The sequence below is a fragment of the Salipaludibacillus aurantiacus genome (genome assembly GCF_900111295.1).
GTDB classification, from domain to species: Bacteria; Bacillota; Bacilli; order Bacillales; family Salisediminibacteriaceae; genus Salipaludibacillus; species Salipaludibacillus aurantiacus.
In genome coordinates this window covers 1-23,730 of record NZ_FOGT01000012.1, presented here as the reverse complement: position 1 = coordinate 23,730, position 23,730 = coordinate 1, and the positions used below count along the sequence as shown (strand labels likewise).

Below are 23,730 nucleotides of genomic sequence, written 5' to 3'. Positions count from 1 at the left end.
AAACGAATGAAAAAAATCTGGATCAGTTTTCTGCTGCTCATCTTGCTGACTGGCTGTCTGAATGCCAACGAACTGGAGAGAATGTATTATGTTCACGCCGTAGGACTGGATTATGAGGACGGAGAATTTCTTATTCACCTGCAAGTGTTGAACTTTGCGACTATAGCTAAAGAAATAGAGAGCCAGGAGGAAGAGGAGACAATCGTCGGAATCGGAAGGGGAAGAACGCCGGTAACCGCTATTCACAACTTATACAAGACCACCCCCCAGAGAATATACTGGGGGCATTTGGCGGCTGTCGTTTTTTCGGAAAGTGCTATTGAAAACGGGTTGAGCGAATTGCTCGACGATTTTCTCAGGTTTAGTGAAATCCGCCATACCCCATGGGTTTTTTCTACGCTGGATGATGTGTCCAGTGTGCTGGAAGTGTACCCTTTTCTTGATGCTTCTCCTATACTTGGAAAGCTGGGTGACCCGAGGGACAGTTATTCTCAGAGCTCTTATGTGGCACCAATAAGAAAGCACCGTTTTCTGCTTAATATTAATGAACCGGGTAAATCTGCAAACATTCCGTCTGTCGCTGTAGAGAAAAATTGGCATACACAGGCAGAAACTGAAACGACCCTCAGAATTCAAGGTGCTACAGTCATTTACGGAGAAGATTATAAAGGAACACTTGAAAACCTCGATATGGTAGGGCTCAGGTGGTTGCAGGACGATACACAGAGAACCCCTGTAATTGTCTCTAAAGAGGGGAAGCCTGCTGCTGTTATTATGATGAAAAATCCTGTTCATAAAATTACTCCCCACGTTGAGGGGGAGGACATCTTTTTTGATATAGAAGTGGATGCAGGCGGCGGGGTAATCGAATTGGATCAGGAGGTTTCTGAAGAGTTTCTTCATAAGGAAACGGCCAAAGTCATTGAAAAAGAAATCCGCCTGACGTATGAAAAAGCGTTAGAAATAGAAGGGGATATTTACCACCTTAATAATGAACTTTATAAAAAAGACCCCGACACGTGGCATGCGCATACGACAGATGGCGCTCTTGAGTTAACAAAAGAGAGTCTCAGAGAAGTGCAGGTAAATGTTGATATCCAGCACAGCGGAAAAAATAAACTTTTCCCTGCGCTAACGGACAGGCATTACTGATAACAGACAATATTATTTAAAACCCAGTAAAAACATTGTTTTCTCTTCCGTCAGATTATGTTACGATTAGTTTTAATATTCTGAACGTAGAAAGGGTTATGGAGATGGAGAAAACAATGAAACAGACCGTACAGGTAAAAGATATTTTAATTGCTCATCAGGTGTTAAAGGACATTGTGGTGAACACTCCTTTGCAAAAGGATCCGATCCTTTCTGAAAAATATGAAGCGAACGTGTACTTAAAGCGCGAAGATCTTCAGGTGGTGCGCTCATTTAAACTGCGCGGGGCGTACAATTTGATGCAAAGCTTATCGGAAAAAGAGCTTCAAAACGGCGTCGTGTGCGCCAGCGCAGGTAACCATGCCCAGGGCGTGGCATACTCATGCAAAGCGCTTGGTGTGAGGGGAAGAATTTTTATGCCTAGCACCACGCCCCGGCAAAAAGTCTCGCGTGTTAAATTTTTCGGAGAGCCGTTTGTAGAAGTAGTTCTCACGGGTGACACATTTGATGATTCCTTTAAAGAAGCGATGGCATACTGCGAAATCAATGAGATGACGTTTATTCACCCGTTCGATGATCTGCGGACAATTGCAGGCCAGGGAACAGTCGGCATGGAAATCCTTGAAGCGATTGATGAGCCGATCTCGCATATTTTTATGAGCGTTGGCGGCGGAGGGCTCATTTCCGGTGTCGGCTCTTATATTAAAAATATCAGTTCCAAAACAAAAGTAATCGGGGTAGAGCCTGAGGGAGCCCCGGGGATGAAAGCGTCGTTAGATCAAGGGGAAGTCGTTTCCCTTGATAAAATTGATAAATTTGTTGACGGAGCTGCAGTCAAAAAAGTGGGCGACATTACTTTTGAAGTGGCAAAAGACGTGATTGATGATATAGCTGTCATCCCTGAAGGCAAAGTATGTTCAACCATGCTTAACCTGTATAATGAAAACGCGATAGTTTCTGAACCTGCCGGTGCGCTCCCTGTTTCTGCACTGGATAACTACCGGGAAGAGATTAAAGGAAAAACGGTCGTCTGCATTGTGAGCGGTGGTAATAATGATATCGACAGGATGCAGGAAATTAAAGAAAGGTCGTTAATCTATGACGGCTTTAAACACTATTTTATCGTTAACTTTCCGCAGCGGGCCGGGGCACTGCGCCAGTTTATGGCTGAAGTGCTCGGTGAAACGGATGACATTACCCGGTTTGAATATACAAAGAAAAATAACAGGGATAAAGGGCCTGTCCTTGTGGGGATAGAGCTGAAAAATAAAGAAGACTATTATTCCCTCACTGAGCGGATGGAAAAGAACGGTTTTTCTTATATTGAAATAAATAAGGATCAGAATCTGTTTAATTTGCTGATTTAATCGGCACAAAAAGAGGAGAGCTCGGCTTTCCTCTTTTTTAATGTCTCTATATCGTTTAAAATGGGAAAAGTGTTAATGACTATATCAGGAAAGCAGGTAGGATGAATATGAGCCAATTAAAACCTGGAACGATCGTTGATTTAACCGTAAAAAAAGATGCGAAAACAGCTTATATTCTGGAAAATGACGTGCGTCTCCCAAAAGAAAGAGGTTCCGATGCGCTGAATTCCGGTGATAAAGTAACTGTGTTTCTTTACGAGGATAAAAAAGGCCAGTTAACTGCCTCCTCAACTCTTCCCGACGTGAGCCTTAATTCATACGGCTGGGTGGAAGTGGCAGATGTGGTTGACAGGCTTGGTGTGTTTATCCATATCGGCCTTCCAAAAGACGTGCTCGTGTCAAAAGATGATTTGCCGCTTCATACGTCAGTATGGCCGAAGCGGGGAGACCATCTTTTTGTGCGCCTTGACCACGACCGAAGGGGAAAGCTGACGGCTAAACCGGTCACAGAAGAAATTATCGATCAGGAAAGAGACCGGGCTCCGAAAGAGCTTATGAATCAGCCGGCAGGCGGGCATGTGTACAAAGCGGCTAAAATTGGTTCCTTCATTATTACAGAAGAAGGTTACAGAGGGTTTATCCATCATTCAGAAAGAAAAGAGGAGCCCCGGCTGGGCCAGTGGGTGAAAGGAAGAGTTATTGCGGTCAAAGAGGATGGCACACTTAACATCTCCCTCAGACCGCTTATATTAGAGAGCCGCGATGAGGATGCCGAATTCCTTTTGACCCGTATAAAAGAAAACGGCGGGAAAATTCCTTTGACAGACAAATCTTCTCCCGAGGATATCAGGGATTATTTAAACCTTAGCAAAGCAGCCTTTAAACGGGCGATGGGAAAACTGTTAAAAGAGAAAAAAGTGACCCAGAACGATGGATACACGTATCTGGTGAAAGAGCAGGAAGATTGAAGAAGCTGTTACAAAAAGAATAGCAACCATTTAGATCCGGAGAGTATTTTTCTTCGGATTTAAATTTTGTATTTAAAGAGACTAACTCTAAAAAAACAGTAATTTCAGTCCGCGAGGCGGACTCTTTCCCAGGAGCTTGTCTTCAGCTAAATTCAACTCAGCCTTGAGCTTCGTTGAATTGGATTTTCAGACGTCGCTTATCCTCTGGGTGTCCTCACCTTCGTTCACAAAAGCATTTATTTTATAGTACGCGTTGCTTGTACTGTATGATTCATAAAAAGTAAGTTAAATTGAATTTTGAGGAGGTACTTAATCCATTAAGTCTTTTCATTTAGATTCTTCAATCAAAGAAGCTATTTAACGATCTGTTATTTTTAGTTTTTTTACACCTTTTTTTCCTTTCTTTTCCCGGCCTGGCTGTGCTAAAATAAAACGTACGTTCCCCTTATTCCTCTCCAGTTTCCTCCAAAAGTTTACATACCACAAAACTAGAAACAGGTGATAATTCATGAAGTTAATCATCGCTGAGAAGCCTGATCAGGCAGCGAAACTTGCTGCGCCTTTTCCTTCGAGCAGAAAAAAAGAGTATATCTCAATAAAGTCATGCCCGCTTTTTCCGGAAGGGGCGGCCGTTACGTGGGCGGTAGGCCACCTTTGTGAGCTCGTACCCCCGGAGGAATATACTCAAAAATGGAAAAAGTGGCAGCTCGAAACCCTGCCGATCGTGCCTCCTGAGTTTAAATACCGTGTAAGTAAAACCAAATGGAAAGCTTTCAAAGTCATAAAAGAATTTGTCCACCGTCCTGAAATTTCTGAGGTGATTATTGCCGGGGATGCAGGGCGGGAAGGGGAAGCGATTGTGCGCCTCGTCCTGCAGCAGGCGCATAATAAAAAACCTTTAAAGAGGCTCTGGATCTCATCACTTACGCCCAAAGCCGTTACAAAGGGGTTCGAACAGTTAAAGAATGAAGAAGACACAAGGCCGCTATTCCACGAAGCAATCAGCAGAGCATACGCTGACTGGCTGGTAGGAATGAACGCATCAAGAGCCTACACTCTCCTTCTACAGCAAAAAGGAGCACAAGATGTTTTCTCTACAGGAAGAGTACAGACACCGACGCTCGCATTAATTGTTAAAAGAGAAAAGGAAATTGAGATATTCAAACCAGAACCTTTCTGGGAAGTGAAAGCTGTTTTTTCAGTAGAAGGGAAATTATATGAAGGGATTTGGCATAAAGAAGGGGAAACGCGGCTGGATACACCTGAAACAGCTGATAAAATCGCTCGTTTCTGTAAAGGAAAACGTGCCAGAGTGACTGGGGTCCATACAAAAGAAAAAGAGATTCATCCCCCTTATTTATTTAATTTATCTGCCTTACAGGCGGCTGCTAATAAACGATTTAAATATTCACCAAAGAAAACACTGGATATTGCCCAAAAACTTTATGTGAAAGGGTACATTTCCTACCCGAGAACGGACTCCAGCTTCGTAACAAAAGAAGAAGCGGCGATGTTTCCCGGTCTTCTGGATAAATTTTCAGGAATGGCCGAATTTAAGCCGTTTTTTCCTGTACCGGTCTCATCACTCCAATCTTCTAAAAGATACGTCAACGACAAAAAAGTGAAAGACCATTATGCCATCATACCTACTGAACAGGTTGTCTCACCTGACACCTTGCCGGCTGAAGAGAAAAATATTTACCGTATGATTGCAGAACGGCTGATTGCGGCCCATCATCATCCTTGCAAAATGAATTACACAACAATCGACACCCTTGTTGACGAAAGAGCAGCCTTTCGTTCAAAAGGCAAGCAGGTAATTGATGAAGGATGGAGAAAAGTTATTCCTGCCTCCAAAGAAGCAAGCGGTGAAGAGAAAACCCTGCCTGTATTAGCAGAAGGAGAGACAGGGGTTGTTAAAGATGCTTTTTCTAAAGAAAGCAAAACTCAGCCGCCTAAAAGGTATACAGAGGGCGATTTAATCACTCTTATGAAAACAGCAGGAAAACATATTGATGATGAGAATTTAATTAAAGTCATGAAAGAGACAGAAGGACTCGGCACCGAAGCGACACGGGCAGGGATTATTGGTGTATTAAAAGACCGCGGCTACATTCATGTCACTAAAAACCAGGTGTATGCGACGGAAAAAGGAAAAACACTCATCCAGGCCGTTGGCGAATCTATTCTTGCTTCCCCTGAAATGACTGCTAAATGGGAGCAGCGACTCGCTGAAATTGGGCAGGGGAAGGCAGATATGAACAGGTTTTTAGAGCAGGCGAAAGCCCTGTCTTCCTCAATCATAGAAGATGCGAAACAGCGGTCGTCCGCGTGGAGTTTCAATCCTGAAACTCTGGGTGATATTACCTCTTCAAGAAAAGGCAAAAGGTATAAAGGAAAAGCCGAAAGCCTTGGTGTCTGTCCACAATGCAACGGTAAAGTAATTGATAAAGGAAGTTTTTACGGATGCGCCAATTACCGAAACTCAAAATGTCCGTTTACCGTATCTAAAAGAATTTTAAGCCGGCCCATAAGCGGTGCCCAAATGAAAAAATTACTAAAGAACGGAAAGACAGACGTTATTAAAGGATTTCAAAACAATGGAAAAACCTTTGATGCGTCACTAGTCTGGGAAAGCGGCCAAAATAAACTTACATTTTCTTTTCAGAACAATAATTCTGAGAACCGGTAAAAGTCACGTCAATTTTCATAACTTCTGACCGGCTGCCGATTCTGACCGGCGGCCCCCAGAATCCGAATCCTGACGACACAAAAACATGAAGCTGGTCTATCTGTTTATATCCGTAATCGACGTCGAACAGTCTCCTGGTAACCCACTGATAGGGAAAGATCTGTCCCTTGTGTGTGTGACCGCAAAACAGCATTTCGGCGTTGTTTTCTTTAATTGAGTGGATGTCAACAGGCTGGTGGTCCATAATAAGCTTTGGGAGATCGTTTCCGGCAGTATTAAGCAGATCGCCTGCCGGAAGGCGGTTCCGGTCTGTTTTGTCTTTACGCCCGATAATATAAGCGGTGCTGTCCAATTTAATGATCTCGTCTTTCAGTATATTTACCCCTGTATCGTCCATGATTCTGGTCAGCTCATTAATTTTTCCTCCGTAATATTCATGATTACCGAGCACGGCGTAAATGCCGAGACGGGCGTTTAACTTTTTAAGTGTCCTGTCCATCTTTTTTTCTTTAAACAAGTCAGGGTCGTCGTCAACTAAATCACCGGGAAACAAGATCAGGTCCGCCTCCATCCGGTTGATGGTACTTACAAGCCTTTCAGCATGCTTTTTACCTGACAGGCCGCCAAAATGCATGTCCGACGCCACAGCTATACGCAGAGCGCCGTCATGGGCCTGAGGATGGTCTACAGTGAGTTTGTACTCTTTAACGGCAGGCATATAAGCATTAAACAGTCCTGTTCCTGTATAAACTGAAAATAATATTAATGTGGCGTAACCGGCCGTAACAATTACCCCTTCACCCGATAGGCCTGCAAAACCGAGCAGCCAGACAACGAGGTTTACAACAGGAAAGATAAAAATAGCGAAGTGGAAAAAGGCCATCCAGCAGGAACCGATGTTTTTAAGCAATGGAAAACTTTTTAACCGGTAGCCTAACATATAAGTGTATGACAAGAGTCCGATCAGTATGGCAAGTGTCCACGGCCGGTTAAAGTCCCCGGCCGCTTCAAGAAATTTGTATACATTCCAGCCGATATAGCTATTTAAGGCTGTGTAAGTTAATATAAAAAAACCTAAGCTTAATAACAGGCGTATATTCAATCCAGATCCACCTCTGTTTAAATTATGTTATCAGTGATTGATGAAGAGTCCTTTCTATTTTATTATTAAGTAGATTGGAATACAAAAAAAACGGGTAATTGGAATTGGAGGATGAGCCATGGCAGGTGAATTAAGGGCAATTTGGATAAAAAGAATGGCCCGGGGCCCAATGGATCCAGTGGACAAAGGGACATTAATTGAAAACCGGGGCTTACATACAAATAAAGACCAGGGGGGCAAAAGGCAGGTAACCCTCATAGATGAAAACGTCTGGTCGGAACTTATGGAGCAGCTTAACGCTGATCTGGACCCTTCTGCACGGCGTGCAAATCTAATGCTTAAAGGAATTAACCTTGAAAAATCCCGCGGCAGGCATCTGCAGGTTGGCAGAACAGTGATTAAAATTTACGGGGAAACGAAACCGTGTGAACGGATGGATGAAGCCCTGCCCGGCCTTAAAGACGCGATGTATGAGAACTGGAAAGGCGGCGCATACGGAGTCGTCGTTAAAGGAGGGGAAATCAGCACAGGAGATAAAGCCGAGTGGGTCAAAATATAAAATTTCCCGTCCGATCTGGTAGCTTCTTACTGAAACCATGTTAAAATAAAAGCGGAAACAGAATTTTCTGAAAAGGTGATAGATATGAAAAGAATTGATTTTGTTAATGGACAGCTCTATACGGAGACGCGCTTAAAATTTCAAGGTAAAGTGCAAACGACCGAACGAATGATGATTGACACCAGTGCGCCTCAAACAGTGATTTCTGAACAGCTCGCTTTAAAACTCGGTATTGAAAAGCTGGATATAAACCAGCAGGAAGAGATGGACTCACTTAGCGTCGGGCCATTGAAAGTCAGCCAGTTCCCGGTAATTATTTCGGACGTTCATGAAGAAGGCGTCCTCGGTCTTGATTTTTTGAAAAAAGTAGGGGCTAAAATTAATCTTGACGCTATGACCATTTCCAGTTCAAGAACTTAAAAGTTGGCGAAATCTCTTGACCTTAAGCTGAACAAGGGTTATTATCACTTTCGGTAGCAATTACTATTAATTTAAATGATAACTAACAGCGAAGGAGGATTCAGCATGGCAGAACAAGAAGAGCCGTTGTTAAACTCCGGTGACACTGTAGAAGTTGTGGCCGGCGAATATAAAGGAAAGAAGGCAAAAGTTATTTCTGCTTATACGAATTCCATCTCAGTGGAACTCGAAATGAAAGATGAAGACGGCAGTAAACCCCGTACAGTCTTAAAACATTCGGAGTATAAGACAGCCGGAAATTAATTAACAGCCCTGCAAATGTTAAGCGCATTTGCAGGGCTTTCTTCATTCCGCCCCCTTATTGCATTGTCATTATTTTCTCACTTTTATACGTTTCTTTTATTTAAAAAAGAAAGATAATGGAATTAACAAGCTGTTTTTAAGCCGGCTGACTCATTGAAGGAGAGTGGAGTAGATGAAAGGGCTCATTATTTTTTCCACCAGTCACGGAACAACAGAAAAAGCCGCAGAATACGTAAGTTCACACGTTAATCTTGAAATGACCCGGGTGAATATTAAGAAAGAAAAAGTTCCATCCTTAGATGGGTTCGATGTCATAGTGATCGGCACGTCTATCCATATTGGCCAGATTCCAAGAAAAATGCGCCGTTTTTTAATGTCTAACGAAGATGTGCTCCTTACAAAAAAACTGGCCCTTTATTTGTGCTGTATGCATGAAGGGGAGGAGAGGCAGAAACAGTTCGAAGCCAGTTTCTCGAGCCGGCTTAGAAACCATGCTTCTGCATGCGGATTATTCGGCGGAGAACTGATCTTTTCCAAAATGTCTTACTTTGAAAAACTTATGATTAAAAAAGCAGCGAAGGTGACTGAAGATCAATCGACGTTTGATGAGAAAGCAATACAGGGGTTTACTGCCAAAATAAATCAGTCCCTTAAAAGCGATCCGGCTCCTGTTTAAAAGAGCAGCTTGAGACCTATTCCCGTAGGAGAAACTTTCTTGAGAAGGTGAAAGGAAATTCGTTAAAGGGAACAACTATTGGATAAGAAGAAAATCCCCCCCCCGGTATTATCTGATGCTTTAAAGATACCAGGTGAGGCGATTTCTTTATTTCAGTCAGGATATTTCTTTTGATCACCCAGAGCTTATAGCCAGCCGGTAAAATGGAAACTGTAAAGAACTAACGACAATATGACAAAGCAAATACTGATAAAAGGCGCGTTTTGCCTTGCAATCACTGGAGCAGGTGTGTTCATTAATTTAGATGACATAAGCACCTGTCCTGAGAATGGCGATAATTGTGTGGCCATCGTCCACGCAAGAAGAAGTGTAAGTGCGATATACTGGGGACTTACGCCGAATGTAGACGGGGTCAGCGAACTTCCAATTCCGATTACGATTATAATCGGGTGGATCCCTATCTGTGCCAGAAGAATGGCGATTAACATGACAAAAACAGTAAAAAGATAGACAGAACCAAATGAGATTTGGAAAAGGACAGAAGAAATAATCTCTCCAAGCTCTGTATAAGCAAGAGCAAGCCCAAAATAACCGGCACTTATAAAGACGGCTAATTCATTTTTTAACCGGGAGAAAGAACCTTCGGCCTGTTCGTAGACATCCTGTATAAACGCTCTCAGAATCTTTGAGAAAGCAGCCCATATAAATGGGAGCACCACTGCCAGCAAGGAAACAACCGTCAGCATATTAACAGCTAACAGATAATCAAGTAAAAATGACAGGCCTACCAGCACAATTGAAAAAATAAACAATGAATGTAAAGAAGCTCCTGTATAGCTTGCAGAAACAGTGCTTTCCTGAGACACATAAGGGTCATCTGCAAATGAAATATGCGGAAGCATCACTACGCTTACAGCCATATAGATGACTCCAAGAATCATTCCATACCCGCCTATATCAAACCAGGAGACGTCAAACAGGACAAGAACGAGCCCGACATTTACAAAATAAGGGGACCAGAGCATACAAAAAGCAAAAGCTCTCATAATATGCAGAGTCAATTTTTTTTCCTGAAAGGAAGAAAAGCTTTCATCAGCGATCCGTTTAACAATCGCCAGAGAGCCGAAGTTTAATAAAGCCCCGATAGTGGCGATAAGTAAATAACTTAAACGGTAAGGGTGTCTTCCCCCTTGCCTTTCCCGTTCCTTCACTTTCTCCTTTAACGCAGATAAATAGCCGGCGGTCGACATAAACGTTCCTATTAAAGGAATTAATAAAAAAAGCGTTAAGAGGTTCATGTTCTGTCCGAAACCGTGCAGCACTGGCTGTAAACCTGTTTCAGAAGTAAAAAAGACATATGAACCTGCTGCTAAAAGTGTTAACACAACCACACGTGTGAGCCCTGTGATTGCCAGAACAGCAAAGAACAGGAGTACGGCACCAAACACGCTGTACGTATGGACCAGCCATACATTTGGATAAAACTGGCTGATTAAATAAATGATGGACGTTATGTAACAAAGGATTCCCAATAATCCGAAAAGTCTGCTGTAAATGGCCATAACCACCTCCCTGTCTGACGCTGTCTTCCTTAATTCTATCATATACGTGGTTTTTCTAAAGGGAGCCCTGTATTATACTTGTAGTATCCAGGTGTAAATCATGAGAGGAGAGAGGAGTTATGAAAATACGCACGCCATTAACCCGGCTGCAGCCAAGCCAGTTATATATTAACCGCACCAAACTGAGAAAGCTGATTATGGACGGTTTTACAGGGGACGATTTAAATTACGATCCCCTTCCGGTCATTAAACTAAATGGCGAACTCGTCCTTATTAAAGACCACACGAAAGCTTTTCTTACTTACCAGCAGGGCATTCAAACGATCGAAGTGGAATATTACCCGGAAGTAAGTGACCTGTACATTTATAAGAAGTGTGTGGAATGGTGCAAGGAAGAAGGGATTACCTCTGTTTCTGATTTAGGAAAACAGATTCTTCCTGACGAGGATTTTGAAAGAGAATGGCAGCTTCGAATCGATACATATAAAAGGCTCCCGGATGACTAAACAGATTGTTTTGATTACCGGGGCGAACAGCGGGTTCGGCCGAGGAATAGCCATGTCTTTAGCCCAGCAAAACTATGTTGTCATCGCAGGAATAAGGAATATGTCCAATAAAGCTAATTTGTTAGAGGAAGCGGACAAGCTTGGAATTTCTGAGGGCAGCTTGACTGTTAAAAAACTCGACGTGACTTTAAACAGCGATATACGGGACATATACGCATTTATAAAAAAGAGATTCGGGCGGATAGATATTCTTATAAATAATGCAGGTTACAGCCAGGGAGGGGTATTAGAGTCGGTGTCTGATACTGAATGGGAAAAGCAGTTTCAGACAAATGTACTGGGCGTTGCCTCAGTGACAAGAGCGTTTATTCCCATGATGCGTGAAGCGAGAAACGGAAAAGTAATTAATATCGGGAGTATCAGCGGGAAAGCCGGCTTTCCAGGTCTTGCGCCTTATGCCGCTTCAAAGCATGCTTTGGAAGGATTGAGCGAGTCACTCCGTCTTGAATTAAAGCCTTTTAATGTTTATACGTCGCTTGTCGAAGCAGGTTCCTTTAAGACGGGCATTTGGGAAAAAGGTATCGCCGGCGCGCCCAAAACAGATATAGAAGACTACAGGCGGCTGATGGCCTATATGGAATCTTACGCGAGGCAAATGACAGAAAGAGCAGAGGCTCCAGAAAAAGTTATCAAACTTGTGACGGACATCTGCCGCCATTCTGCCCCGCGGTTCCGCTACCGGACGGGTAAAGGCATCACAGGCGCGATTCTTATAAAAACACTTCTTCCCTGGTCTCTATATGAGCGTTTTGTCTTAAGGTATATGCAAAAATCTTAATTGTTAATGAAAGGAAAGAGGAGGACAACGGAAATGAAAGCAGTTATTTTTGATTTGGACGGCGTCCTTGCTGACACCGTTGAGTTTCATTATCTGTCCATTAAAAAGGTGGCAGAAAGAGAGGGCGTGCCCTTTACAAGAGAAATGAACCAGCAGCTCCAGGGTATGAACCGGAAACATATTATGAAGGAAATCTTAAAACCTTCCAGTAAAAGCTACTGCGACAACGAAATTGATCAGCTTGCTGAGCTTAAAAATAAGTATTACATAGACTATATTCAGACGCTTGCCCCTGGGGATGCCCTGCCTGGAATGGTTGATTTTCTTGAAGAACTGAAAAGCAAAAAGATCAGAACGGCCATTGCTTCTTCCAGTTCAAATGCCCGGACTGTGCTTGAAAACCTGGGCATTACCGGTTATTTCGACATCATAATTAACGCAAAAGATATTACCCGTATGAAGCCTGACCCCGAAATTTTTTTGAAAGCTGCAGACGAATTAGAAGCCGACTACAGAGAGTGCGCGGCGATCGAAGACAGTGAAGCAGGATTGAAAGCTATTAAAGCGACTCCTATGTTTTCTGTCGGCATTGGTGAGGAGCCTTTTTTAAAACACGCTGACCTGTATTTAAAAAATACGAAAGAAATAAGTCTCGAACGACTGTCCACGGCATTTATAAACTCTATGAAAAGGAATTAAAAGGGACTTCTGCGTACAAAATAAGAAGGAGACTTCAAATTCTTACCGACTTCAGGTAAACTATATATCAGATATTAGGACCATGTGATAATTTTTGCAGTTTAAAACTATGGTATAAGAGCCTGCTTGAATGATAACAAGAAGGGGAGAAACGAATTGAATAAACGAGTGGCAGTTACAGGGGTCGGCGCTGTTAGCCCGTTAGCTAACGACGCTTTTACATCATGGGAAAAAATTAAAAAAGGTGAATCAGGTATAGACACCATTACTAAATTTGATATGGAGAAGTACAGTGTGAAAGTGGCCGGCGAAGTAAAAGGCTTTTCAGCTAAAGACTATATGGACTTTAAAGAAGCGAGACGAATGGCTCGTTTTACTCATTTTGCAATCGCTGCGAGCAAAATGGCAGCAGAAGACGCCTCACTTAAAGTCGGCGAAAACGTGGATGCTGAACGAACCGGTGTATGGATCGGTTCGGGGATCGGCGGCTTAGATGAATTTGAAGAACAGCATAAGAAGTTTTTAAGTAAAGGGCCAAGACGTGTCAGTCCGTTTATTATTCCTATGTTCATTCCGGACATGGCTTCAGGAAGAGTATCGATTGAATTAGGCGCAAAAGGTATGAATAACTGTTCCGTAACCGCCTGCGCATCAGGGACGAATTCGATTGGTGATGCTTTCCGTGTCATACAAAAAGGAGACGCGGATGTGATGATCGCAGGAGGAGCCGAGGCGTCGATTACTGAAATGACTTTGGCCGGCTTCTCAAACATGACTGCTCTCTCAACAAATGACGATCCTAAGACCGCGAGCCGCCCATTTGATAAAAACCGGGACGGATTTGTCATTGCTGAAGGGTCAGCTATATTAATTTTGGAAGAGCTGGAGCATGCGTTAGCCCGTGGAGCGGAAATTTACGGTGAACTATGCGGTTACGGAGCGACTGGCGATGCCCATCACATTACAACTCCTGCTCTGGACGGGGAAGGCGGCCAGCGAGCGATGAGAATGGCTCTAACCGATGGGGGCTTATCTCCGGAAGACATAAGCAGCATAAACGCCCATGGCACATCAACGCCATACAACGATCTCTATGAAACGAACGCTATTAAAAAAGTTTTCGGCCCTCACGCTTATAATCTTGGTGTGAGCTCGACGAAATCGATGACAGGCCATATGCTGGGAGCAGCCGGTGCTATCGAAGCTGTATTTTCAGTACTGTCATTGAAAGACGGGGTTTTACCTCCGACAATTAATTATGAAACGCCGGACCCTGAACTTGATCTGGATTATGTGCCAAATGAATCGAGAAAAGCCGATGTCCAGGCGGTGATGTCTAACTCTCTCGGATTTGGAGGTCATAATGCCTCTCTCGTTTTTAAAAAATACAATTAAGGTTTAAGCCGAAAAAGACTCTTATTATGGAAGCTTCCATATGAGGGTCTTTTATTATTGGAAAAAGAAAAGCGTCAATTTTTATAACTGTGCTTTTGAAAAAAATATAGAGCGCTTTCCTTAGAATTTGACTACTTTCCTTCTCATTTTTTCGAAAATTCGTTATTATAAAAAGATGTAAGGAAGGTGGATATGATGAAAACGACTGGAGAGAAACAGACTGAAAGCCAAAATGAGTTAGTGTTTACCGAAGAGGAACGAAGCCGTTTAGAGCGGATCGGAGATAAAAGAGAGAGCGGCACATTTGAAATTGCTTTTTGCGGGCATTTTTCAGCGGGGAAATCCACGCTGCTGAACAGATTAGTGAGTGCTGATATACTTCCTGTCAGTCCAATCCCTACAAGCGCAAACGTCATAAAAATCAGACAAGGGGAAACAGGGCTTAATTTACATACAAAAACAGGCGGGGACGATATCAGATTTGACAATGATATTCCCTGGGATAAGGTCCGGAACTGGGGGATGGACGGAGACGAGCTTGCCGGTATGACGATTACAGCGCCGCTTGCCTTTTTAGGTGAGAACGGATGTATTGTGGATACGCCGGGAGTGGATTCGACAGACGAAAGCCACGAATCAGTCACACTTGAGCAGCTTTACACAACAGACGCCATCGTCTATGTGATGGATTATAATCATGTCCAGTCAGAAACAAATTTGTATTTTTTAAAGCAGCTGACAGAGGAAAATAAACCAGTGTACATCGTGATTAACCAGATAGATAAACATAATGAGGAAGAGATTTCTCTTGCTGATTATAAACGGTCTGTGGAGGGCGTGTTTAAAAGCTGGGGCATCCGCCACTACGGCATTTATTTTACAACGATGAAAAAAATGGATCATCCGGCTAATGAATTCAGCCGTTTGGAACAGCATATTAAAGGGCTGCTTTATAATAGCAGTAAAATTGCAGGCGATTCATACGCCCAGGTAAAAAAAGGGTTCTATAAATCAGTCATGAGCCGTGTCCAGGAAGAAAAACAGGAGGCTGTGGACGCCGTTTTGCAGGAGATTGACGACAAAGGGTACAAGTCTGAAGATTTGGCAAAACAGGAGACTCTTGAAAAAGAACTGGAATTCCTGCGTCATTACAGAACAGAGATGTTCGAAGCGTACCAGGAAGAGATGGGGAGTTTTTACCGGAACGTGACATTATTCCCTTACACGACGACTGAACTGGTCCGCAGCTGGCTTGAGAGTCAGCAGAAAGGGTTTAAAACAGGCTTCTTATTCTCAAAGAAAAAGACGCAGGAGGAACAGGAAAGGCGGTTAGCTAAATTAACCGAGGAGCTTCAGGACAAAATCAAAAGCCAGCTGCTGTTCCACGTCAAAGCCTATTTTCAGAACACAGACCGGCACCTGCTCTCAAATAAAAATGATTTTGAGAAGGCGCTAGGTGAACTGGATGTTACTATTACGGCCGACAGGCTCAAAAATAATGTAAACAGCGGGCCTGTAAACAGGGATTATGTGTATAATTTTACGAAAGAGATGACAGCACAAATCGTCAGAGACGTGCAGTCGCAAGCGGAACGGCTCCTGTCTGTAAAACTTGACGGGCTGGAGGCTCATTACAAAAAAGAAGAAGAAACGGTTTTGGAACGTCTATTTGCTTTAAACGAACTGGAACCGTATAAAGAACAGATTACGGCTATTGAGGAAAAATTTGAGCGGCAGCTCGTGTATCTTGAAAATGAACTCCAAAACCTGCCTGCCGATTCAGCTTTTAAAGATAAGGCGGCCCAGACAGCAGAACTGCCATATCCATCTTCTCAGGATGAAGCATCCTTTATCACTGTTTCTCTTCCTGAAGAATCAGTGATTGATGAGGAGTTCAGCGAGGCGGAGGTGGAAACTGAGAGTTTTTCGGAACAGGACATGGAGACGTCTGTTACAGCCTGGAAAACCCAGCTGTTAGAGGGCAGCCGTTCACAGCTGTTTGAAAAAGACCGGAAGCAGCTGTTAGACCGGATTGAACGATTTGAAAACCAAACATTTATCATATCCTTGTTTGGAGCGTTCAGTGCAGGGAAATCCAGTTTCGCTAATGCGCTGCTTGGCGCAAAAGTGATGCCTGTTTCCCCTCATCCGACGACGGCCGCGGTAAATACGGTCCAGAAATCGACAGACCGCCATGAGAATGAAACCGCTGTTGTCACCTTCAAAACAGAGGAAGCGTTGTCAAAAGAAGTCGCTTTTGTTGCTGAATCCCTCGATCTCAAACTCGATCTGAAGTCGTTGGCCGGATGGAAGCCGTCTTTGAAACAGTTTGTGACGAGTTATCAGAAAACAAATGCGGACTATTTGATGACAATCAGAAAAAGCCTGGAAAAAATGGAGCACAGTTTAGGGGAAACCCTCACGGTGTCCTTCGAAGAAATGAACAGGTTTGTGGCGGATGAAACGCACGCCTGCCTTGTTGAAAAGGTGGATATGTATTATGACTGCCCGCTGACAGAGAAAGGGATTGTGCTGGTCGACACCCCCGGGGTGAATTCAATTCATGGCCGCCATACGAATTTAGCTTTCCAGCAGCTCCGGCAATCTGATGCTATTTTCTATTTAACGTATTACAACCATGCTTTTTCAAAAGCAGACCATTATTTCCTTCAGCAAATGGGCCAGGTGAATGAAAGTTTTAACGAGGACAAACTCTATTTTATTATTAATGCTTCTGACCTGGCAGGAAGCAGAGGCGAGCTTAACGGTGTCAGACAGCATGTCAGAGACCAGCTCGTAAGTAACGGGATTACCCGTCCGAGGCTGCACCATGTATCAAGTAAGGAAGGGCTCGCCAATAAATTGTCAGGTGAAGGGGAAGAGTCAAGTTTTTCAGAGTTTGAGGCGCATTTTTATGATAAAACAATCCTGGAACTGAAATCTCTCAGCTTTAAACTGCTTTCGAGTCAGCTGAATCATTACACCGGAAAAATGCTTGATACGATTCAATTTATGAATGAAGAACATACCGTCCAGGTTGAAAAACAGGCTGAGTTAAAGCAGGCGGCTCAGCAGGAAATGGATCGGGTGGAAGAAGCCCCGTTCAGTCATGCGGTAAGAGATATATTTCATGAGCTGGAACAGTTTACGCTTTATTTAAGGCAACGTATGACGTATGTACTGAATGATTATTATCCGACAGCGGTTAATGTGACTGTTTTAACCGGATCCAGTAAAAAAGAGCTGCAGAGCCAGCTGGCAGGCGCTTTACAGGAATGGCGCAGTTTAGGCGAACAGTTTTTAAAACAGGAGCTTGAAGCTGTCGCCATAAGACTCGAAAATGCGATGAAACGCATCAGTCTTCATTGGTTTAAAATGGAACAAGAAACATCAAGAGCCCGGCTTCCTTATTTATCTGTAGAAGAAAAGGTTCCGCCGTTCCGTTTAGAAACCGGCAGCGGGGAATTGTCGCTTAATTTAGAGGTTGATCCGTTTCTCCTTTATATCAAATCGAAAAAAGATTTTTTTGAAGAGGGAAAAATAAAGGAATTAAAGGAAGCTGTGGTCGAAGCAGGAGCAGAACAGGCCTCCGGAATCATCCGGTCTTATGAAAGCCAGCTGGAAAAACAAGCCGAGGAGGAGCTTAGCAAACTGGAAAAATCTTTAAAAAATCTGCTCATTAAAGGGATTGATGAAGAAAGCAAACGGTTTGATATTCTGCTTGACCCGGCTGAAAAGACCGTTTTACAAAAAGAATATGAAAAAATGAGCGGGCTTTTGCGAGAGCAGCATTAAAGGTGTAACGAAACAGGACGACCGATGTAAAAAGAGTTTGAACAGTAATAAAAGTCAGTCCGGTTGGTTATCTTATCACTTAATGGAGGTGTTTAAAATGGGAAAACAAAGAAAGCATCGAAGCCAGAACCAGGCTTCCCCAAGCCGGACCGTGAGCGTTAATCCATTAGGTGAATCTCCTGATAAAGAGGAAAAAGGGCAAGTATTAACGGATTTACATGAAAAAGCCAAAAAGGAAAACACGAAATAAAAGGTTTAAGGGCTTTCCCAAAAGGAATACTTTTGAGGAGAGCCCTCTTTCATTCAGCAATACAAATAAATCACTTTAGGACATAGATGGTTAGTGGGTGATACTTCTCTGCTACTCCGGTAACACCCGCGTAGCACCCACCCTTCACACACTCCTGATTTCATGCGTTTTCTCTTGTTTTCCACCTGATACGTTAGTGGGTGATACGTCTCTGCTACTCAGGTAACACCCGAGTAACACCCACCACTCCCACCTTCATATATCTTAATTTAAAAATTGTTTTTTATCGTAACACCTCTCTCTCTTCTGTGGAATAAATTATGGGAGGAGGAGAGGACAAATGAAAACCTATTCTTATATGGATATGCTGGCAGCATTTAAAATAAATTTTGCTCATCCTGGCGGCGGCACTTTAACTAACAAATTACTGGAAGAGGTAACAATTGATTCAAAAAGCAGGGTGCTTGATGCAGGCTGTGGAACAGGTGAGACAGCTCGGATCATAGCCGACACGTTTCATTGTGTTGTGGATGCGATAGATGCACATTCGGCGATGGCCAAGGAAGCAGTAAAGCGATCTGAAAATAATGAAAGAGTTAACGTCCAGGAAGCGTCTGTTGAAAATCTCCCTTTTGAGTCTGATACGTTTGACCTCGTACTTTCAGAATCCGTCCTTGCGTTTACCGACCGGAAAAAGGCTTTAAAAGAACTGCGCCGGGTGCTGAAAAAAGGAGGCTGCCTTCTTATTAACGAGATGTCGGTGATCCATCCTTTAGAGGATAAGGAGCGGGAAAAAATACAGTCTTTTTACGGCGCTTCTTCATTATTTACGGTTAATGACTGGATTAATGCGATTCGCGGGGCCTCATTTAAACATATTGAGTTAATAGAAGCGAAAGAAACAGGGGCATTTAACGAGGAAGCGATGGCTATTCCTATTCCTGTAAATGCAGAAGCCGCCTTACTGGATGTCCTGGATGCCCATATGGAGCTTACAGACCGCAACAGGGATAAATTAGGGCATGCCGTGATTCTATGCCAAAAATAAACAAGATTTATTGGATTTAAAACGATTTAAAAAGGGAAAGTAACGTAAAGAACAGAGCCAAAAGTCCGGGTATACCGGGCTTTCTCTTTTGACTTGGCGAGCCTCAAGCAGGCAATTATTTTTATGTGTAGACATTTTAAACGTAACTTAATTCATTTAGGAAAGGTGAAGAATATGCCGTATATCCGTATTCTTATGACAGCGATTGCTAAAACACTCAGTAAAGTATTCAGTATGGCCACCCTTACCTTTTTCGGCCGCCTTCCAACACAGGATGATGCAAAAATGAGTTTTATGGGGCTTGTTTCTTTATACTGGATTTATATTGTTGTGTCAGTTATCTTTCCAGATTTAGCCGAAATGTTTATTCCGTTCATTCCGGACGATGACTTTATCATACGCCTTGTTTCCATCAGTCTGGCTATTCTTTTGCCAATGACAGTCGGCTACACGTCTTTAAAGCTGGAAAATCGAGACCCCGAGGCATCGACCATTAAGCAAATCATGATGGGATTTCCTTATGCAGGCATTCTCGGCTCGTTATCCATGCTTCTCATTATTGTCATCCCTTTGGTTAGATTACCGAGACTGTTAAAAATGCATACTCAGGAACAGTTTGCCATTATGATCCGTAAAGGGAAATATGATGAGGTGCTTGACGAAGTCAAAGATATTTTAAATGACTATGACTTTGAGCCGGAAGTGCATAACCCGAGAAAACCGGTATGGTATAGTTTTATCGCTTTGTCTTATGTGCTGGAACATATTTTTAACAGAAAAATAGCCAAAAAAATGAAATATTTAACAGTGGATGTGGAAGGCGAAGAGGTAGAAGTGACTGTGCATGCGACTGACATTTCTCTTATAGGCCCGAAAAATGAAGTTCTTCAAGTGAAGCATATTTTGGCAGAAGAGATTGAGCCGGATAATCTGTATTTCTCTTGGGACGATTCCACTCAAGAGATAGAAGAACAAATTATAGACTTGAAACAGCAGGTGGAGGCTGGTGAAAATATCAATTTGGATCGTTTAACTGACATAACTGTTAAGTTAAGAAAATCTTCTCTTGAAAATGAAGATTGGGATGCGATTAGAAGGCAGATTTACAAACTGGAAATTGATTATTACAAGAAGAGGACGTCAGCTACTTCGAAATCATCTTAAATCAATGTGTCTGCAAAGAAGCTTGGACAAAACCTGGTTAATAAGAGTAAGGCTGAGATAAAAAAATAGGAATCTTTAAGAACATCTGAACAATCTTTTAAAGGTTGTCCGGATGTTCTTTTTAATAGAAGCGGGCCTAAAAGTCTACTCAAGGTTTACTGTTAAGCTGCCGGTTCACTTCCGGCGAAGGCTTATTACTTGGATTCAGAACAAATTCCTACCTTTCCTGTAGGTTTTATAAAAAATATGATTGACACATGCAGGTCACCGGCATATACTTATACTATTATTAATTCCGACTAAATAGGTAAGATAAATAAACTAGTATTTTGAGGGTGATGGGATTGGAAAGGGTTGTTATTGAAGAGGTTGAAAAGACCTTCCCTAATAAAGAGAAGGACGGATCATTTACTGTATTTAAAGATATATCATTAACCGTCAATCCAGGGGAATTTGTATCTTTGCTTGGACCGTCGGGGTGCGGTAAATCCACCTTGCTGAATATTGTGGCTGGGCTTGACCAGTCTTCAGCCGGAGAAGTTAAAGTCGGCGATAAAAAAATAAAAGGGCCTGGATCTGACAGGGGAGTAGTCTTTCAGGAAGCGGCTCTTATGCCGTGGTTAAATGTATTGGAGAATGTGACGTTCGCGCTTCGTAAAAAAATGAAAAAAGAAGAAGCCAAAAAGCATGCCGAAAAGTATTTGAAACTGGTTCACTTAAGTAAATTTATGCATTCCTATCCTCACGAACTTTCCGGAGGAATGAAGCAGAGAGTGTCTATAGCAAGAGCGTTATCAATGGACCCTGCAGTGCTTTTGATGGATGAACCTTTCGGGGCTCTCGACGAACAGACCCGGATGATGCTTCACAGGGAAGTTCAGTTCATCTGGCAGGAGACTCAAAAAACAATATTATTCGTCACACATAATATCCGGGAATCTATTTTATTGTCAGACCGGATTGTGTTAATGGGGACACGTCCGGGCGGCATCAGAAAAATATTTACTGTTGACTTGCCACGGCCCCGAAAGCCCTCTTCTCCTGAATTTATCAAACTGGAAGAAGAAATTATGTCTATTTTAGCCGGTGAGATTGAAAAAGTAATGAAGGAGGAAATGGGTGATGACTTCAATAGTAAGAAGGCTAGCCTTCTTTACGGTACTGATCGCAATATGGGAAATCATATTTAGAATTTATTCACAGGAAACGACCTTATTTCCGTCTCCATTGGGAGCTGTCGAGCAATTATATATCGGGTTATTTGATACAGGCATTCTTCTTGTGGCGTTAACAGAAAGCCTTCAAAGAATTGTGATCGGTTTTAGCCTTGCCGTTATAATTGGCGGGATCCTGGGTATATTACTTGGCGTCTCTAAAATTGCTGATGAAACATTAGGTTCCTTAGTAATTGCACTCCAGTCTGTCCCAAGTATTGTCTGGCTGCCGATTGCATTAATTGTCTTTCAAGGAGGCGCAGGTGCCATATATTTCGTTGTGATCCTCGGAGGAACATGGGCGATGACCTTAAATATCCGCATGGGCATTAAAAATGTGCAGCCCATTTTAATAAGAGCGGCGAGAACAATGGGGTACAACCATACAGAGTTAATCTGGCGAGTGATGCTCCCCGCATCCATTCCTTCAGCATTAACAGGAGCCCGGTTAGCCTGGGCCTTCGGCTGGCGGGCGCTTATGGCTGCTGAACTGATTGGCCGGGGAGGACTTGGACGAACACTGATGGACGCCCGTGATTTCTTCAATATGGATTTAGTTGTAGCCATTATGATAATCATTTCAATTATCGGTTTAATCGTGGAATATTTCTTCTTCAGTAAGATTGAAAGAAAAGTTCTTTCACGCTGGGGATTGGCAAAAGCTTCATAGAAGAAACTTGAGGAGGAGAAAAATGAAAAAGTTATTAAGTACAGTCTTTTTATCGGCGGCAGTCATGGCAATGAGCGCTTGCGGAACAGAAGAAAGCAGTTCAAGCGGAAATGCTTCAGGTAATGAAGGCCAAGACAGAGAAGTTAATATCGGTTATTTTCCAAACCTTGACCATGCGGCCGGTATTGTAGGGAAAGAGAAAGGCTACTTTACTGACGAGATGGGAGACGATGTAAATTTTCAAAATTTCCCTAATGGAAATGATTTTATAGAAGCTTTGGATACCGGGATCATAGATTTAGGATATGTCGGTCCCGGGCCTGCTATTAATTATTATTTATCAGGCGGGGACGTGGTCGTCATCGGCTCGGCAGCAAACGGAGCGACACTAATCGTATCAAGAGAAGATTCAGGTATTCACAGTTTAGATGATTTCCCCGGCAAATCATTCTGTACACCAGGCAACGGATGCACGCATAACGTCCAGCTTGAAATTATGCTTCAGGAAAAAGGGATGAAAACAAACCGTCTTGGCGGGGAAGTAGAGCATCAGTCGCGAGTCAATCCAGCCAGTATGGTTGCGATGTTTGAACAAGGCCAGATCGATGCAGCAGCGGCGCCTGAACCTTGGGGAACACTGCTTGTAGAAGAACATAATGCGAATGTGGTCACAGAATGGAATGAGGTCTTTCTTGGTGAAGAACTGGCAAGTGTCGTCATGGTGACCACGGAGGAATTCCTTGACGAGTATCCGGATAAAGTCGAAGAAGCGTTACGTGCGCATAAGCGTTCTGTTGATTTTGCTCAGAATAATGAAGAAGAGACGCTTGAAACGGTCAATGACTTGATTTACGATTTGACCCAGACGAGACTGCCTGAACATGTGCTTGAAAAAGCGTGGCAGCGTATGGCAGTGACAACAGAGACCCATGCTGATGCGTTGCAGGCCTGGGCAGACGCGTCCTATGAATTAGAATTTATGGATAAAGATCCTGATCTGGATGGATTCGTCGATACAACGATTCTTGACGGGATACTGGAAGAAGAATAAGGCGAGAATGTTCAGCTTGCGGGAGACTCCCCGCAAGCTTTTTTTATAAGCTTACAGCCCAATCATTCATTTTTAAAGAGAATATAATAAGGAGCACTAATCATTTAAGTCCTGCGGTGGTATGTCAATTGACAATTAATCAGGTATTAAATTATTAAGTCCCATTTTTCCTGAAAAAGGCCGTAAGAAACTAGCCTAGTAATAAAATGGAAATTACTAGGAGATTTAAAAGGGTGTACACTGACAGCTTTTTGTCAGCTCTCCACGCTCCTTTCCGGCGAGAAGAGTTGATGGCTGCG

21 protein-coding genes are annotated in these 23,730 nt (G+C 42.9%); 19 read left to right on the top strand and 2 right to left on the bottom strand.

Features of this window, described 5'->3' with window-relative positions; translation table 11 throughout:
- Positions 1–6: 6 nt before the first annotated feature.
- The 4 genes from BMW59_RS14400 (at position 7) to BMW59_RS14385 (ending at position 6,179) form a co-directional block, all read left to right on the top strand.
- Positions 7–1,152 (top strand): Ger(x)C family spore germination protein, encoded by a 1,146-nt coding sequence (locus BMW59_RS14400; protein WP_177174357.1) that lies wholly within the window; start codon positions 7–9, stop codon positions 1,150–1,152.
- 98 nt (positions 1,153–1,250) lie between these two features.
- The gene (ilvA, locus tag BMW59_RS14395; protein ID WP_425441278.1) at positions 1,251–2,519 is read left to right on the top strand and encodes a threonine ammonia-lyase IlvA; all 1,269 of its coding nucleotides are present in this window, start codon (positions 1,251–1,253) and stop codon (positions 2,517–2,519) included.
- 107 nt (positions 2,520–2,626) lie between these two features.
- On the top strand, positions 2,627–3,487 hold the full coding sequence (locus BMW59_RS14390; protein ID WP_093053639.1) for a CvfB family protein: 861 nt from the start codon (positions 2,627–2,629) through the stop codon (positions 3,485–3,487).
- A gap of 508 nt (positions 3,488–3,995) precedes the next feature.
- On the top strand, positions 3,996–6,179 hold the full coding sequence (locus BMW59_RS14385) for a DNA topoisomerase III (RefSeq protein WP_093053636.1): 2,184 nt from the start codon (positions 3,996–3,998) through the stop codon (positions 6,177–6,179).
- Here BMW59_RS14385 and BMW59_RS14380 read toward each other — a convergent pair.
- Positions 6,139–7,281 carry a metallophosphoesterase gene (locus tag BMW59_RS14380; RefSeq protein ID WP_093053633.1) on the bottom strand — a complete coding sequence of 381 codons (1,143 nt, stop codon included), beginning with the start codon at positions 7,279–7,281 and terminating at the stop codon, positions 6,139–6,141. The two genes, BMW59_RS14385 and BMW59_RS14380, sit on opposite strands and share 41 nt — an antisense overlap.
- Positions 7,282–7,399: 118 nt before the next feature.
- Between BMW59_RS14380 and BMW59_RS14375 the strand changes: the two genes are divergently transcribed.
- The 4 genes from BMW59_RS14375 to BMW59_RS14360 all read left to right on the top strand — a co-directional run bounded on the left by BMW59_RS14375 (position 7,400) and on the right by BMW59_RS14360 (position 9,239).
- On the top strand, positions 7,400–7,840 hold the full coding sequence (locus BMW59_RS14375) for an MOSC domain-containing protein (protein WP_093053630.1): 441 nt from the start codon (positions 7,400–7,402) through the stop codon (positions 7,838–7,840).
- Positions 7,841–7,924: 84 nt separating this feature from the next.
- Entirely contained in the window at positions 7,925–8,260 is a 336-nt protein-coding gene (locus BMW59_RS14370; RefSeq protein ID WP_093053627.1) for a retropepsin-like aspartic protease, read from the top strand.
- A 105-nt stretch (positions 8,261–8,365) separates the two neighbouring features.
- The gene (locus BMW59_RS14365) at positions 8,366–8,563 is read left to right on the top strand and encodes a KOW motif domain-containing protein (RefSeq protein WP_093053624.1); all 198 of its coding nucleotides are present in this window, start codon (positions 8,366–8,368) and stop codon (positions 8,561–8,563) included.
- Between the two features lie 172 nt (positions 8,564–8,735).
- Positions 8,736–9,239, top strand: a complete 504-nt coding sequence (locus tag BMW59_RS14360) for a flavodoxin domain-containing protein (protein ID WP_093053621.1) — start codon at positions 8,736–8,738, stop codon at positions 9,237–9,239.
- A 185-nt stretch (positions 9,240–9,424) separates the two neighbouring features.
- On the opposite strand, the gene BMW59_RS14355 is transcribed toward BMW59_RS14360, so the two are convergent.
- Complete coding sequence (locus BMW59_RS14355; RefSeq protein WP_245733124.1) at positions 9,425–10,801, bottom strand: hypothetical protein; 1,377 nt, start codon at positions 10,799–10,801, stop codon at positions 9,425–9,427.
- Positions 10,802–10,920: 119 nt separating this feature from the next.
- On the opposite strand from BMW59_RS14355, the gene BMW59_RS14350 reads away from it, so the two are divergent.
- The 11 genes from BMW59_RS14350 (at position 10,921) to BMW59_RS14305 (ending at position 23,431) form a co-directional block, all read left to right on the top strand.
- On the top strand, positions 10,921–11,307 hold the full coding sequence (locus BMW59_RS14350; protein ID WP_093053618.1) for a hypothetical protein: 387 nt from the start codon (positions 10,921–10,923) through the stop codon (positions 11,305–11,307).
- Entirely contained in the window at positions 11,300–12,145 is an 846-nt protein-coding gene (locus tag BMW59_RS14345) for an SDR family NAD(P)-dependent oxidoreductase (protein WP_093053614.1), read from the top strand. The genes BMW59_RS14350 and BMW59_RS14345 overlap by 8 nt, the downstream gene beginning before the upstream one ends.
- A 33-nt stretch (positions 12,146–12,178) precedes the next feature.
- On the top strand, positions 12,179–12,844 hold the full coding sequence (pgmB, locus tag BMW59_RS14340) for a beta-phosphoglucomutase (RefSeq protein ID WP_093053611.1): 666 nt from the start codon (positions 12,179–12,181) through the stop codon (positions 12,842–12,844).
- Between the two features lie 156 nt (positions 12,845–13,000).
- Positions 13,001–14,239, top strand: a complete 1,239-nt coding sequence (fabF, locus tag BMW59_RS14335) for a beta-ketoacyl-ACP synthase II (RefSeq protein ID WP_093053608.1) — start codon at positions 13,001–13,003, stop codon at positions 14,237–14,239.
- Between the two features lie 192 nt (positions 14,240–14,431).
- A complete protein-coding gene (locus BMW59_RS14330; RefSeq protein WP_093053605.1) occupies positions 14,432–18,034 on the top strand; it encodes a dynamin family protein in 3,603 nt (1,200 codons plus the stop codon).
- A 97-nt stretch (positions 18,035–18,131) separates the two neighbouring features.
- Positions 18,132–18,284, top strand: coding sequence for a hypothetical protein (locus tag BMW59_RS21810; RefSeq protein WP_177174356.1), 153 nt, complete (start codon positions 18,132–18,134; stop codon positions 18,282–18,284).
- 340 nt (positions 18,285–18,624) lie between these two features.
- Positions 18,625–19,332 (top strand): class I SAM-dependent methyltransferase, encoded by a 708-nt coding sequence (locus BMW59_RS14325; protein ID WP_093053603.1) that lies wholly within the window; start codon positions 18,625–18,627, stop codon positions 19,330–19,332.
- Between the two features lie 174 nt (positions 19,333–19,506).
- Positions 19,507–20,496, top strand: a complete 990-nt coding sequence (locus BMW59_RS14320; RefSeq protein WP_093053600.1) for a hypothetical protein — start codon at positions 19,507–19,509, stop codon at positions 20,494–20,496.
- 338 nt (positions 20,497–20,834) lie between these two features.
- On the top strand, positions 20,835–21,686 hold the full coding sequence (locus tag BMW59_RS14315) for an ABC transporter ATP-binding protein (protein ID WP_425441277.1): 852 nt from the start codon (positions 20,835–20,837) through the stop codon (positions 21,684–21,686).
- On the top strand, positions 21,619–22,380 hold the full coding sequence (locus tag BMW59_RS14310) for an ABC transporter permease (RefSeq protein ID WP_093053594.1): 762 nt from the start codon (positions 21,619–21,621) through the stop codon (positions 22,378–22,380). Before BMW59_RS14315 ends, BMW59_RS14310 begins: the two co-directional genes overlap by 68 nt.
- A 22-nt stretch (positions 22,381–22,402) precedes the next feature.
- The gene (locus BMW59_RS14305; protein WP_093053591.1) at positions 22,403–23,431 is read left to right on the top strand and encodes an aliphatic sulfonate ABC transporter substrate-binding protein; all 1,029 of its coding nucleotides are present in this window, start codon (positions 22,403–22,405) and stop codon (positions 23,429–23,431) included.
- Positions 23,432–23,730 lie beyond the last annotated feature (299 nt).